Annotated in this window: 1 protein-coding gene, 1 tRNA gene and 8 rRNA genes; 9 read left to right on the plus strand and 1 reads right to left on the minus strand. The window is 48.3% G+C overall.

Going from position 1 to position 15722, the window contains the following annotated elements:
* From AACU28_RS08520 to AACU28_RS08560, 9 genes are all read left to right on the plus strand, one after another.
* Positions 1 to 2409: ribosomal RNA gene (locus tag AACU28_RS08520) — 23S ribosomal RNA — on the plus strand; the annotation flags it as partial.
* A 95-nt stretch (positions 2410 to 2504) separates the two neighbouring features.
* A 5S ribosomal RNA gene (rrf, locus tag AACU28_RS08525) occupies positions 2505 to 2620 on the plus strand.
* Positions 2621 to 3029: 409 nt separating this feature from the next.
* Positions 3030 to 4583: ribosomal RNA gene (locus AACU28_RS08530) — 16S ribosomal RNA — on the plus strand.
* Positions 4584 to 4974: 391 nt separating this feature from the next.
* Positions 4975 to 7866, plus strand: a 23S ribosomal RNA gene (locus tag AACU28_RS08535).
* Positions 7867 to 7968: 102 nt separating this feature from the next.
* Positions 7969 to 8084, plus strand: a 5S ribosomal RNA gene (gene rrf, locus AACU28_RS08540).
* A gap of 425 nt (positions 8085 to 8509) precedes the next feature.
* Positions 8510 to 10064: ribosomal RNA gene (locus tag AACU28_RS08545) — 16S ribosomal RNA — on the plus strand.
* A gap of 404 nt (positions 10065 to 10468) precedes the next feature.
* Positions 10469 to 13361: ribosomal RNA gene (locus AACU28_RS08550) — 23S ribosomal RNA — on the plus strand.
* A gap of 113 nt (positions 13362 to 13474) precedes the next feature.
* A 5S ribosomal RNA gene (rrf, locus tag AACU28_RS08555) occupies positions 13475 to 13590 on the plus strand.
* Between the two features lie 67 nt (positions 13591 to 13657).
* Positions 13658 to 13734: transfer RNA gene (locus AACU28_RS08560), tRNA-Asp, on the plus strand.
* Between the two features lie 640 nt (positions 13735 to 14374).
* Here the strand turns inward: AACU28_RS08560 and pssA are convergent.
* Complete coding sequence (gene pssA / locus AACU28_RS08565) at positions 14375 to 15715, minus strand: CDP-diacylglycerol--serine O-phosphatidyltransferase (RefSeq protein WP_108177878.1); 1341 nt, start codon at positions 15713 to 15715, stop codon at positions 14375 to 14377.
* Positions 15716 to 15722: the final 7 nt, after the last annotated feature.

Below are 15722 nucleotides of genomic sequence, written 5' to 3' on the forward strand. Positions count from 1 at the left end.
GAGTGAAATAGAACCTGAAACCGTGTACGTACAAGCAGTAGGAGCACCTTCGTGGTGTGACTGCGTACCTTTTGTATAATGGGTCAGCGACTTAATTTTAGTAGCAAGGTTAACCGTTTAGGGGAGCCGTAGGGAAACCGAGTCTTAACTGGGCGTACAGTTGCTAGGATTAGACCCGAAACCAGGTGATCTAGCCATGGGCAGGTTGAAGGTTGAGTAACATCAACTGGAGGACCGAACCGACTAATGTTGAAAAATTAGCGGATGACTTGTGGCTAGGGGTGAAAGGCCAATCAAACCTGGAGATAGCTGGTTCTCCCCGAAAGCTATTTAGGTAGCGCCTCGGACGAATACTACTGGGGGTAGAGCACTGTTAAGGCTAGGGGGTCATCCCGACTTACCAACCCTTTGCAAACTCCGAATACCAGTAAGTACTATCCGGGAGACACACGGCGGGTGCTAACGTCCGTCGTGGAGAGGGAAACAACCCAGACCGCCAGCTAAGGTCCCAAAGTATAGCTAAGTGGGAAACGATGTGGGAAGGCTCAGACAGCCAGGATGTTGGCTTAGAAGCAGCCATCATTTAAAGAAAGCGTAATAGCTCACTGGTCGAGTCGGCCTGCGCGGAAGATGTAACGGGGCTAAGCTATACACCGAAGCTGCGGCTACGTACCTTAGGGTATGTGGGGTAGGGGAGCGTTCTGTAAGCCGTTGAAGGTGGTCTGTAAGGGCTGCTGGAGGTATCAGAAGTGCGAATGCTGACATGAGTAACGATAAAGGGAGTGAAAAACTCCCTCGCCGGAAGACCAAGGGTTCCTGTCCAACGTTAATCGGGGCAGGGTAAGTCGACTCCTAAGGCGAGGCCGAAAGGCGTAGTCGATGGGAAACGGTTAATATTCCCGTACTTCTTACAATTGCGATGGGGGGACGGAGAAGGCTAGGTGGGCCTGGCGACGGTTGTCCAGGTTCAAGTATGTAGGCGGAAAGTTTAGGTAAATCCGGACTTTCTTAACGCTGAGATACGATGTCGAGCTACTACGGTAGTGAAGTCATTGATGCCATGCTTCCAGGAAAAGCCTCTAAGCTTCAGATTGTAAGGAATCGTACCCCAAACCGACACAGGTGGTCGGGTAGAGAATACCAAGGCGCTTGAGAGAACTCGGGTGAAGGAACTAGGCAAAATGGTACCGTAACTTCGGGAGAAGGTACGCTCTTATCAGTGAAGTCCCTTGCGGATGGAGCAGACGAGAGTCGCAGATACCAGGTGGCTGCAACTGTTTATTAAAAACACAGCACTGTGCAAAATCGTAAGATGACGTATACGGTGTGACGCCTGCCCGGTGCCGGAAGGTTAATTGATGGGGTTAGACTTCGGTCGAAGCTCTTGATCGAAGCCCCGGTAAACGGCGGCCGTAACTATAACGGTCCTAAGGTAGCGAAATTCCTTGTCGGGTAAGTTCCGACCTGCACGAATGGCGTAATGATGGCCACGCTGTCTCCACCCGAGACTCAGTGAAATTGAAATCGCTGTGAAGATGCAGTGTACCCGCGGCTAGACGGAAAGACCCCGTGAACCTTTACTACAGCTTGGCACTGAACATTGAACCTACATGTGTAGGATAGGTGGGAGACTATGAAATTGCGTCGCTAGATGTGATGGAGTCGTCCTTGAAATACCACCCTTTGTAGTTTTGATGTTCTAACGTTGGTCCCTGAATCGGGATTACGGACAGTGCCTGGTGGGTAGTTTGACTGGGGCGGTCTCCTCCCAAAGAGTAACGGAGGAGCACGAAGGTGGGCTAAACACGGTTGGACATCGTGTGGTTAGTGCAATGGCATAAGCCCGCTTGACTGCGAGAATGACAATTCGAGCAGGTGCGAAAGCAGGTCATAGTGATCCGGTGGTTCTGAATGGAAGGGCCATCGCTCAACGGATAAAAGGTACTCCGGGGATAACAGGCTGATACCGCCCAAGAGTTCATATCGACGGCGGTGTTTGGCACCTCGATGTCGGCTCATCACATCCTGGGGCTGAAGTCGGTCCCAAGGGTATGGCTGTTCGCCATTTAAAGTGGTACGCGAGCTGGGTTTAGAACGTCGTGAGACAGTTCGGTCCCTATCTGCCGTGGGCGTTGGAAAATTGAAAGGGGCTGCTCCTAGTACGAGAGGACCGGAGTGGACGAACCTCTGGTGTTCGGGTTGTCATGCCAATGGCATTGCCCGGTAGCTAAGTTCGGAATCGATAACCGCTGAAAGCATCTAAGCGGGAAGCGAGCCTTGAGATGAGTTTTCCCTGGCACTATAAGTGTCCTAAAGGGTTGTCGTAGACTACGACGTTGATAGGCAGGGTGTGTAAGTGCTGCGAGGCATTGAGCTAACCTGTACTAATTGCCCGTGAGGCTTAACCATACAACACCCAAGGGGTTTTGTGGACTCAATGTACCAAACCTTGAATGAGTTTGAAGAGAAATAACTTTTAATCAGTTTCCGAATTTTAAAATTTGCTTGGCGACCATAGCATTGTGGACCCACCTGATTCCATGCCGAACTCAGAAGTGAAACACAATAGCGCCGATGGTAGTGTGGGGTTTCCCCATGTGAGAGTAGGACATCGCCAGGCTTTAATTTCGACTTTGTCTATTTAATAGACAAGTCACCATAGAGTTCTAAGTTTCTTAGAGTTTTATGTTGACTTTCAAAGTGAAAGCGTATTATACGCGTCCTGCTTAAGTGCTAAGGCACTGAAAGCGTTCTCTTTTTAGAGAACACGCTCTTTAACAATTTAAACCTATCAATCTGTGTGGGCACTCGTTGATGAATATCAAAACGTTTTATCCTTTGGATAAAACAGTTACTTCGGTAACAAATTGATTTCAATGAACTGAGTGACCAATACAAAATTAAGTTTACTTAATTTTGGCACAGTCAATTCATTACCATTCTGTTGGAATGGTAATAGCTTTAGAATTACATGTTCATGTTACATGAATATAGTTTTGAAGTCAGTATTCGTTGAGTCACAAAATCTTAAATTGAAGAGTTTGATCATGGCTCAGATTGAACGCTGGCGGCAGGCCTAACACATGCAAGTCGAGCGGAAACGACACTAACAATCCTTCGGGTGCGTTAATGGGCGTCGAGCGGCGGACGGGTGAGTAATGCCTAGGAAATTGCCTTGATGTGGGGGATAACCATTGGAAACGATGGCTAATACCGCATAATGCCTACGGGCCAAAGAGGGGGATCTTCGGACCTCTCGCGTCAAGATATGCCTAGGTGGGATTAGCTAGTTGGTGAGGTAATGGCTCACCAAGGCGACGATCCCTAGCTGGTCTGAGAGGATGATCAGCCACACTGGAACTGAGACACGGTCCAGACTCCTACGGGAGGCAGCAGTGGGGAATATTGCACAATGGGCGAAAGCCTGATGCAGCCATGCCGCGTGTATGAAGAAGGCCTTCGGGTTGTAAAGTACTTTCAGTTGTGAGGAAGGGGGTAACGTTAATAGCGTTATCTCTTGACGTTAGCAACAGAAGAAGCACCGGCTAACTCCGTGCCAGCAGCCGCGGTAATACGGAGGGTGCGAGCGTTAATCGGAATTACTGGGCGTAAAGCGCATGCAGGTGGTTCATTAAGTCAGATGTGAAAGCCCGGGGCTCAACCTCGGAACTGCATTTGAAACTGGTGAACTAGAGTGCTGTAGAGGGGGGTAGAATTTCAGGTGTAGCGGTGAAATGCGTAGAGATCTGAAGGAATACCAGTGGCGAAGGCGGCCCCCTGGACAGACACTGACACTCAGATGCGAAAGCGTGGGGAGCAAACAGGATTAGATACCCTGGTAGTCCACGCCGTAAACGATGTCTACTTGGAGGTTGTGGCCTTGAGCCGTGGCTTTCGGAGCTAACGCGTTAAGTAGACCGCCTGGGGAGTACGGTCGCAAGATTAAAACTCAAATGAATTGACGGGGCCCGCACAAGCGGTGGAGCATGTGGTTTAATTCGATGCAACGCGAAGAACCTTACCTACTCTTGACATCCAGAGAAGCCAGCGGAGACGCAGGTGTGCCTTCGGGAGCTCTGAGACAGGTGCTGCATGGCTGTCGTCAGCTCGTGTTGTGAAATGTTGGGTTAAGTCCCGCAACGAGCGCAACCCTTATCCTTGTTTGCCAGCGAGTAATGTCGGGAACTCCAGGGAGACTGCCGGTGATAAACCGGAGGAAGGTGGGGACGACGTCAAGTCATCATGGCCCTTACGAGTAGGGCTACACACGTGCTACAATGGCGCATACAGAGGGCAGCAAGCTAGCGATAGTGAGCGAATCCCAAAAAGTGCGTCGTAGTCCGGATTGGAGTCTGCAACTCGACTCCATGAAGTCGGAATCGCTAGTAATCGTGAATCAGAATGTCACGGTGAATACGTTCCCGGGCCTTGTACACACCGCCCGTCACACCATGGGAGTGGGCTGCAAAAGAAGTGGGTAGTTTAACCTTTCGGGGAGGACGCTCACCACTTTGTGGTTCATGACTGGGGTGAAGTCGTAACAAGGTAGCCCTAGGGGAACCTGGGGCTGGATCACCTCCTTATACGAAGATAGTCACGATGAGTGTCCACACAGATTGATTAGGTTTAGATTTGAAACCAATTTTTTTTTTAAAAGTAAGATTCTTTTGCTTTTATAAGCTCTGCAATTTGGAAAGCTGACTATGATTGATTACTTACGAGATAATTCAATCAAATTTAAAAGTTCTCAATGTTATCTGCTCTTATTTAATAAGAACGGTATAAAACACAACAAACACATTCAAGTGTCTTGTATTCGAATCAATGTTTACATTGATTCACAATTGAGTCCGGCAAACAGTTATCAAGAATTAACCCTTCTTGATGACAACCAAAAACCTTGGTTAGTTGCCATACGCTTATTTGTCTTCACTTTATAAAGTGAAAGCAAATAGAAACCCTTTCGGGTTGTATGGTTAAGTGACTAAGCGTACACGGTGGATGCCTTGGCAGTCAGAGGCGATGAAAGGCGTAATAACTTGCGATAAGCCCAGATTAGGTAGTAATAACCTTTTTGAGTCTGGGATTCCTGAATGGGGAAACCCACTTGCATAAGCAAGTATCCTGTTGTGAATACATAGCAACAGGAGGCAAACCGGGGGAACTGAAACATCTAAGTACCCCGAGAAGAGAAATCAACCGAGATTCCGAAAGTAGCGGCGAGCGAAATTGGATTAGCCCTTAAGCTTTTAATGATGCAGGTGAAGAGTCTGGAAAGTCTCGCAATAAAGGGTGATAGCCCCGTAACCGACACATCATAATCAGTGAAAACGAGTAGGGCGGGACACGTGATATCCTGTCTGAATATGGGGGGACCATCCTCCAAGGCTAAATACTACTGACTGACCGATAGTGAACCAGTACCGTGAGGGAAAGGCGAAAAGAACCCCTGTGAGGGGAGTGAAATAGAACCTGAAACCGTGTACGTACAAGCAGTAGGAGCACCTTCGTGGTGTGACTGCGTACCTTTTGTATAATGGGTCAGCGACTTAATTTTAGTAGCAAGGTTAACCGTTTTAGGGGAGCCGTAGGGAAACCGAGTCTTAACTGGGCGTACAGTTGCTAGGATTAGACCCGAAACCAGGTGATCTAGCCATGGCAGGTTGAAGGTTGAGTAACATCAACTGGAGGACCGAACCGACTAATGTTGAAAAATTAGCGGATGACTTGTGGCTAGGGGTGAAAGGCCAATCAAACCTGGAGATAGCTGGTTCTCCCCGAAAGCTATTTAGGTAGCGCCTCGGACGAATACTACTGGGGGTAGAGCACTGTTAAGGCTAGGGGGTCATCCCGACTTACCAACCCTTTGCAAACTCCGAATACCAGTAAGTACTATCCGGAGACACACGGCGGGTGCTAACGTCCGTCGTGGAGAGGGAAACAACCCAGACCGCCAGCTAAGGTCCCAAAGTATAGCTAAGTGGGAAACGATGTGGGAAGGCTCAGACAGCCAGGATGTTGGCTTAGAAGCAGCCATCATTTAAAGAAAGCGTAATAGCTCACTGGTCGAGTCGGCCTGCGCGGAAGATGTAACGGGGCTAAGCTATACACCGAAGCTGCGGCTACGTACCTTAGGGTATGTGGGGTAGGGGAGCGTTCTGTAAGCCGTTGAAGGTGGTCTGTAAGGGCTGCTGGAGGTATCAGAAGTGCGAATGCTGACATGAGTAACGATAAAGGGAGTGAAAAACTCCCTCGCCGGAAGACCAAGGGTTCCTGTCCAACGTTAATCGGGGCAGGGTAAGTCGACTCCTAAGGCGAGGCCGAAAGGCGTAGTCGATGGGAAACGGGTTAATATTCCCGTACTTCTTACAATTGCGATGGGGGGACGGAGAAGGCTAGGTGGGCCTGGCGACGGTTGTCCAGGTTCAAGTATGTAGGCGGAAAGTTTAGGTAAATCCGGACTTTCTTAACGCTGAGATACGATGTCGAGCTACTACGGTAGTGAAGTCATTGATGCCATGCTTCCAGGAAAAGCCTCTAAGCTTCAGATTGTAAGGAATCGTACCCCAAACCGACACAGGTGGTCGGGTAGAGAATACCAAGGCGCTTGAGAGAACTCGGGTGAAGGAACTAGGCAAAATGGTACCGTAACTTCGGGAGAAGGTACGCTCTTATCAGTGAAGTCCCTTGCGGATGGAGCAGACGAGAGTCGCAGATACCAGGTGGCTGCAACTGTTTATTAAAAACACAGCACTGTGCAAAATCGTAAGATGACGTATACGGTGTGACGCCTGCCCGGTGCCGGAAGGTTAATTGATGGGGTTAGACTTCGGTCGAAGCTCTTGATCGAAGCCCCGGTAAACGGCGGCCGTAACTATAACGGTCCTAAGGTAGCGAAATTCCTTGTCGGGTAAGTTCCGACCTGCACGAATGGCGTAATGATGGCCACGCTGTCTCCACCCGAGACTCAGTGAAATTGAAATCGCTGTGAAGATGCAGTGTACCCGCGGCTAGACGGAAAGACCCCGTGAACCTTTACTACAGCTTGGCACTGAACATTGAACCTACATGTGTAGGATAGGTGGGAGACTATGAAATTGCGTCGCTAGATGTGATGGAGTCGTCCTTGAAATACCACCCTTGTAGTTTTGATGTTCTAACGTTGGTCCCTGAATCGGGATTACGGACAGTGCCTGGTGGGTAGTTTGACTGGGGCGGTCTCCTCCCAAAGAGTAACGGAGGAGCACGAAGGTGGGCTAAACACGGTTGGACATCGTGTGGTTAGTGCAATGGCATAAGCCCGCTTGACTGCGAGAATGACAATTCGAGCAGGTGCGAAAGCAGGTCATAGTGATCCGGTGGTTCTGAATGGAAGGGCCATCGCTCAACGGATAAAAGGTACTCCGGGGATAACAGGCTGATACCGCCCAAGAGTTCATATCGACGGCGGTGTTTGGCACCTCGATGTCGGCTCATCACATCCTGGGGCTGAAGTCGGTCCCAAGGGTATGGCTGTTCGCCATTTAAAGTGGTACGCGAGCTGGGTTTAGAACGTCGTGAGACAGTTCGGTCCCTATCTGCCGTGGGCGTTGGAAAATTGAAAGGGGCTGCTCCTAGTACGAGAGGACCGGAGTGGACGAACCTCTGGTGTTCGGGTTGTCATGCCAATGGCATTGCCCGGTAGCTAAGTTCGGAATCGATAACCGCTGAAAGCATCTAAGCGGGAAGCGAGCCTTGAGATGAGTTTTCCCTGGCACTATAAGTGTCCTAAAGGGTTGTCGTAGACTACGACGTTGATAGGCAGGGTGTGTAAGTGCTGCGAGGCATTGAGCTAACCTGTACTAATTGCCCGTGAGGCTTAACCATACAACACCCAAGGGGTTTTGTGGACTCAATAGAAATACCAAACGCTTGAATGAGTTTGAAGAGAAATAACTTTTAGATAAGCTTTCCGAATTTTAAAATTTGCTTGGCGACCATAGCATTGTGGACCCACCTGATTCCATGCCGAACTCAGAAGTGAAACACAATAGCGCCGATGGTAGTGTGGGGTTTCCCCATGTGAGAGTAGGACATCGCCAGGCTTTAATTTCGACTTTGTCTATTTAATAGACAAGTCACCATAGAGTTCTAAGTTTCTTAGAGTTTTATGTTGACTTTCAAAGTGGAAAGCGCATTATACGCGTCCTGCTTAAGTGCTAAGGCACTGAAAGCGTTCTCTTTTTAGAGAACACGCTCTTTAACAATTTAAACCTATCAATCTGTGTGGGCACTCGTTGATGAATATCAAAACGTTATTGGTTCTTTTTCAAAAGAGCGTAATGACAGTTACTTCGGTAACAAACTTGATTTCAATGAACTGAGTGACCAATACAAAATTAAGTTTACTTAATTTTGGCACAGTCAATTCATTACCATTCTGTTGGAATGGTAATAGCTTTAGAATTACATGTTCATGTTTACATGAATATTAGTTTTGAAGTCAGTATTCGTTGAGTCACAAAATCTTAAATTGAAGAGTTTGATCATGGCTCAGATTGAACGCTGGCGGCAGGCCTAACACATGCAAGTCGAGCGGAAACGACACTAACAATCCTTCGGGTGCGTTAATGGGCGTCGAGCGGCGGACGGGTGAGTAATGCCTAGGAAATTGCCTTGATGTGGGGGATAACCATTGGAAACGATGGCTAATACCGCATAATGCCTACGGGCCAAAGAGGGGGATCTTCGGACCTCTCGCGTCAAGATATGCCTAGGTGGGATTAGCTAGTTGGTGAGGTAATGGCTCACCAAGGCGACGATCCCTAGCTGGTCTGAGAGGATGATCAGCCACACTGGAACTGAGACACGGTCCAGACTCCTACGGGAGGCAGCAGTGGGGAATATTGCACAATGGGCGAAAGCCTGATGCAGCCATGCCGCGTGTATGAAGAAGGCCTTCGGGTTGTAAAGTACTTTCAGTTGTGAGGAAGGGGGTAACGTTAATAGCGTTATCTCTTGACGTTAGCAACAGAAGAAGCACCGGCTAACTCCGTGCCAGCAGCCGCGGTAATACGGAGGGTGCGAGCGTTAATCGGAATTACTGGGCGTAAAGCGCATGCAGGTGGTTCATTAAGTCAGATGTGAAAGCCCGGGGCTCAACCTCGGAACTGCATTTGAAACTGGTGAACTAGAGTGCTGTAGAGGGGGGTAGAATTTCAGGTGTAGCGGTGAAATGCGTAGAGATCTGAAGGAATACCAGTGGCGAAGGCGGCCCCCTGGACAGACACTGACACTCAGATGCGAAAGCGTGGGGAGCAAACAGGATTAGATACCCTGGTAGTCCACGCCGTAAACGATGTCTACTTGGAGGTTGTGGCCTTGAGCCGTGGCTTTCGGAGCTAACGCGTTAAGTAGACCGCCTGGGGAGTACGGTCGCAAGATTAAAACTCAAATGAATTGACGGGGGCCCGCACAAGCGGTGGAGCATGTGGTTTAATTCGATGCAACGCGAAGAACCTTACCTACTCTTGACATCCAGAGAAGCCAGCGGAGACGCAGGTGTGCCTTCGGGAGCTCTGAGACAGGTGCTGCATGGCTGTCGTCAGCTCGTGTTGTGAAATGTTGGGTTAAGTCCCGCAACGAGCGCAACCCTTATCCTTGTTTGCCAGCGAGTAATGTCGGGAACTCCAGGGAGACTGCCGGTGATAAACCGGAGGAAGGTGGGGACGACGTCAAGTCATCATGGCCCTTACGAGTAGGGCTACACACGTGCTACAATGGCGCATACAGAGGGCAGCAAGCTAGCGATAGTGAGCGAATCCCAAAAAGTGCGTCGTAGTCCGGATTGGAGTCTGCAACTCGACTCCATGAAGTCGGAATCGCTAGTAATCGTGAATCAGAATGTCACGGTGAATACGTTCCCGGGCCTTGTACACACCGCCCGTCACACCATGGGAGTGGGCTGCAAAAGAAGTGGGTAGTTTAACCTTTCGAGGAGGACGCTCACCACTTTGTGGTTCATGACTGGGGTGAAGTCGTAACAAGGTAGCCCTAGGGGAACCTGGGGCTGGATCACCTCCTTATACGAAGATACTTACGATGAGTGTCCACACAGATTGATGGTTTAGATTTAGTTAAAGCCAGAGCTTTAATTAATAACGTAAGTTATTGATTAAAGCTTTTTGCTTTATGCTCTTTAACAATTTGGAAAGCTGACTGATTGATTTACTTACGAGTAATTCAATCAAATTTAAAAGTTCTCAATGTTTATCTGCTCTTATTTAATAAGAACGGTATAAACACAACAAACACATTCAAGTGTCTTGTATTCGAATCAAACTTTAGTTTGATTCACAATTGAGTCCGGCAAACAGTCATTGAGAATTAACCCTTCTTGATGACAACCAAAAACCTTGGTTAGTTGCCATACACTTATTTGTCTTCACTTTTTAAAGTGAAAGCAAATAGAAACCCTTTCGGGTTGTATGGTTAAGTGACTAAGCGTACACGGTGGATGCCTTGGCAGTCAGAGGCGATGAAAGGCGTAATAACTTGCGATAAGCCCAGATTAGGTAGTAATAACCTTTTGAGTCTGGGATTCCTGAATGGGGAAACCCACTTGCATAAGCAAGTATCCTGTTGTGAATACATAGCAACAGGAGGCAAACCGGGGGAACTGAAACATCTAAGTACCCCGAGGAAGAGAAATCAACCGAGATTCCGAAAGTAGCGGCGAGCGAAATTGGATTAGCCCTTAAGCTTTTAATGATGCAGGTGAAGAGTCTGGAAAGTCTCGCAATAAAGGGTGATAGCCCCGTAACCGACACATCATAATCAGTGAAAACGAGTAGGGCGGGACACGTGATATCCTGTCTGAATATGGGGGGACCATCCTCCAAGGCTAAATACTACTGACTGACCGATAGTGAACCAGTACCGTGAGGGAAAGGCGAAAAGAACCCCTGTGAGGGGAGTGAAATAGAACCTGAAACCGTGTACGTACAAGCAGTAGGAGCACCTTCGTGGTGTGACTGCGTACCTTTTGTATAATGGGTCAGCGACTTAATTTTAGTAGCAAGGTTAACCGTTTAGGGGAGCCGTAGGGAAACCGAGTCTTAACTGGGCGTACAGTTGCTAGGATTAGACCCGAAACCAGGTGATCTAGCCATGGGCAGGTTGAAGGTTGAGTAACATCAACTGGAGGACCGAACCGACTAATGTTGAAAAATTAGCGGATGACTTGTGGCTAGGGGTGAAAGGCCAATCAAACCTGGAGATAGCTGGTTCTCCCCGAAAGCTATTTAGGTAGCGCCTCGGACGAATACTACTGGGGGTAGAGCACTGTTAAGGCTAGGGGGTCATCCCGACTTACCAACCCTTTGCAAACTCCGAATACCAGTAAGTACTATCCGGGAGACACACGGCGGGTGCTAACGTCCGTCGTGGAGAGGGAAACAACCCAGACCGCCAGCTAAGGTCCCAAAGTATAGCTAAGTGGGAAACGATGTGGGAAGGCTCAGACAGCCAGGATGTTGGCTTAGAAGCAGCCATCATTTAAAGAAAGCGTAATAGCTCACTGGTCGAGTCGGCCTGCGCGGAAGATGTAACGGGGCTAAGCTATACACCGAAGCTGCGGCTACGTACCTTAGGGTATGTGGGGTAGGGGAGCGTTCTGTAAGCCGTTGAAGGTGGTCTGTAAGGGCTGCTGGAGGTATCAGAAGTGCGAATGCTGACATGAGTAACGATAAAGGGAGTGAAAAACTCCCTCGCCGGAAGACCAAGGGTTCCTGTCCAACGTTAATCGGGGCAGGGTAAGTCGACTCCTAAGGCGAGGCCGAAAGGCGTAGTCGATGGGAAACGGGTTAATATTCCCGTACTTCTTACAATTGCGATGGGGGGACGGAGAAGGCTAGGTGGGCCTGGCGACGGTTGTCCAGGTTCAAGTACGTAGGCGGAAAGTTTAGGTAAATCCGGACTTTCTTAACGCTGAGATACGATGTCGAGCTACTACGGTAGTGAAGTCATTGATGCCATGCTTCCAGGAAAAGCCTCTAAGCTTCAGATTGTAAGGAATCGTACCCCAAACCGACACAGGTGGTCGGGTAGAGAATACCAAGGCGCTTGAGAGAACTCGGGTGAAGGAACTAGGCAAAATGGTACCGTAACTTCGGGAGAAGGTACGCTCTTATCAGTGAAGTCCCTTGCGGATGGAGCAGACGAGAGTCGCAGATACCAGGTGGCTGCAACTGTTTATTAAAAACACAGCACTGTGCAAAATCGTAAGATGACGTATACGGTGTGACGCCTGCCCGGTGCCGGAAGGTTAATTGATGGGGTTAGACTTCGGTCGAAGCTCTTGATCGAAGCCCCGGTAAACGGCGGCCGTAACTATAACGGTCCTAAGGTAGCGAAATTCCTTGTCGGGTAAGTTCCGACCTGCACGAATGGCGTAATGATGGCCACGCTGTCTCCACCCGAGACTCAGTGAAATTGAAATCGCTGTGAAGATGCAGTGTACCCGCGGCTAGACGGAAAGACCCCGTGAACCTTTACTACAGCTTGGCACTGAACATTGAACCTACATGTGTAGGATAGGTGGGAGACTATGAAATTGCGTCGCTAGATGTGATGGAGTCGTCCTTGAAATACCACCCTTGTAGTTTTGATGTTCTAACGTTGGTCCCTGAATCGGGATTACGGACAGTGCCTGGTGGGTAGTTTGACTGGGGCGGTCTCCTCCCAAAGAGTAACGGAGGAGCACGAAGGTGGGCTAAACACGGTTGGACATCGTGTGGTTAGTGCAATGGCATAAGCCCGCTTGACTGCGAGAATGACAATTCGAGCAGGTGCGAAAGCAGGTCATAGTGATCCGGTGGTTCTGAATGGAAGGGCCATCGCTCAACGGATAAAAGGTACTCCGGGGATAACAGGCTGATACCGCCCAAGAGTTCATATCGACGGCGGTGTTTGGCACCTCGATGTCGGCTCATCACATCCTGGGGCTGAAGTCGGTCCCAAGGGTATGGCTGTTCGCCATTTAAAGTGGTACGCGAGCTGGGTTTAGAACGTCGTGAGACAGTTCGGTCCCTATCTGCCGTGGGCGTTGGAAAATTGAAAGGGGCTGCTCCTAGTACGAGAGGACCGGAGTGGACGAACCTCTGGTGTTCGGGTTGTCATGCCAATGGCATTGCCCGGTAGCTAAGTTCGGAATCGATAACCGCTGAAAGCATCTAAGCGGGAAGCGAGCCTTGAGATGAGTTTTCCCTGGCACTATAAGTGTCCTAAAGGGTTGTCGTAGACTACGACGTTGATAGGCAGGGTGTGTAAGTGCTGCGAGGCATTGAGCTAACCTGTACTAATTGCCCGTGAGGCTTAACCATACAACACCCAAGGGGTTTTGTGGACTCAGATGTACCAGACCTTGAATGCGTTTGAAGAGAAACTTTTATAGCTCTATTCAATAGAGAAGCAGCTTTCCGAATTTTAAAATTTGCTTGGCGACCATAGCATTGTGGACCCACCTGATTCCATGCCGAACTCAGAAGTGAAACACAATAGCGCCGATGGTAGTGTGGGGTTTCCCCATGTGAGAGTAGGACATCGCCAGGCTTTAAATTAAATCTTTAGGTTGACCGACCTGGAGATATGGACGCTCACTTAGTGAGTTGACCACTGCGGAGTGGTAGTTCAGTTGGTTAGAATACCGGCCTGTCACGCCGGGGGTCGCGGGTTCGAGTCCCGTCCACTCCGCCACTTATTAGAAAAGCCCTGCTAGAAATAGCAGGGCTTTTTTACATCTCAAGAAAGGTGTTTTGCCCTTCGGCCTAATGAGCCCTACAAAGGGGTTGCCTGAAGTCCGCAACCCCGTCCATTCCGCTACTTATTAGAAAGCCTAGTCTGACGACTAGGCTTTCGTCGTTTCTGATGTATTAGTTTTGGGCTTCGATTACAGACCTTATCGCTACATATTGAGGTGTCTCTCTAGATAGTGGCAGGCTCGTGCTGCTTTGCCCTTAAACCTGACGAATTGAGATGGTTACTTCTAACTCTTTTTGCTACAGCCTCTAAAGATAACTGAGTCTCAAATTAGACTAATCTAAGCACAACTGAGCATAAGGGGGGGATCTATCACGCTAGTTCCTCGCTGTAAGGAGTAGCGATTAGGATACAGAAAATAATTGTCGATTGAGTTGGTATCTTACTTGGTTGTTATTTGTATCTGATAGCTGAATCTTAATTATTAGGCTGACTAAGAAAGGTAGGTACTTGGAGATTTAAGCGTTGGCTCTAGTCTTGAGTAAATAGCGAAATTACATCAAACAAACTTATCTCGCAGATACAAAAACGCCTAGCGTTTACTAGGCGTTGATAAATAATGTTTCTAATACATCGACTACAATATTTGTTTAAGGACTCTATCGGCTTTGACACGAGTGATCTTACGAATCAACTTCTGAACCTCCATCGGATAGCTCTCAACCTTGTCCAATTGCTTATAAGTGCAGATTAGCTGTGTGTGTTGAACAATATTATCAACCTCGGCTTGGAATTTATCCGTTAGATGATGATAGTTATCTTGGATGAATATGCCATTTTCTAAGTCCAACTTCCATGCGCGTGGGTTTAGGTTATTACCTGTGAGTAGCATGTAGCGTTTATCAACCCAAATGCCCTTCAAATGGAAGCTGTTGGAATCGTGTTGCCAAAGTCGGATAGACAGGTTACGACTTGCTATATTCGCTTCATTTGCCTTCGCAAATCGACGCAGGTTCAATTCGTATAAGTAAGGCAAGCCACCAATCGTTTTAAACTCTTCCTCTGGGGAGATAAAGAAGTCATTGGCTGTCTTATCGCCGACAACAATCGTGACCTTTACGCCACGCTTAAGTGCTTTCTTCACTTCCTTCGCTAGGCTAGGCGGAAAATTGAAATATGGCGTACAAATGAAAATTTCATCTTTAGCTTGAGCAACCAGTTGGTTAATTCCCTGATTCAGACGGTTACGTCTCTTGCCGATACCTACCAATGGTGTCACAGCGACTTGTTCGGGAGAAACATCTTGACCATCGAATTGATATTGAGATCTTGCTAACGATGCTCGGAACTGACGAATTGCAGGTTTCAGTTCTTTGGTAGCTGGTTTGTTCTTATCAGCCAAATCATAAACAGCAATGTCTGAGACCATCTGTTCGTGTACGTATGTAAACATTGTATCAGCAAGCGTTGCGTTGTTTAAAACGTGGTAACGATCAAAGCGATAGCGGTCATGGTAGTTCAGGTAGATATTGTTAAGGCTTGCACCGCTGTATATCACGCTGTCATCGACGATAAAGCCTTTTAAGTGCAATACGCCAAAGACTTCTTTGCCGCGAACAGGAATGCCATAGACGGGTACAGAGTGCTGATATTTTACCGCAAACTCTTTATACATGGCTGCATTGCCTTCAGAAGACTCTGCGCCAATCAATCCACGTTGAGCTCTGTGCCAATCGACACACACACTCACATCTAATTTTGGATTCTTTTGCTTTGCTTCATATAAGGCAGTTAGGATCTCACGGCCAGCCTCATCATCTTCAAGATACAAAGCGACTAAACTAATACGAGTTGTTGCGCGAGATATCTCATCAAGTAAGCGAGCTCTAAACTCTTGCGCTGATAGTAGTACTTCAAACTTGTCAGGATTCTGCGCTATGGTTGGCAACTGTATGAATGGATTCCTACTGGCAATCATATTGACT

Origin of the sequence: Vibrio sp. SBT000027, from assembly GCF_963894355.1 — a bacterium.
Classification (GTDB): Bacteria; Pseudomonadota; Gammaproteobacteria; order Enterobacterales; family Vibrionaceae; genus Vibrio; species Vibrio splendidus.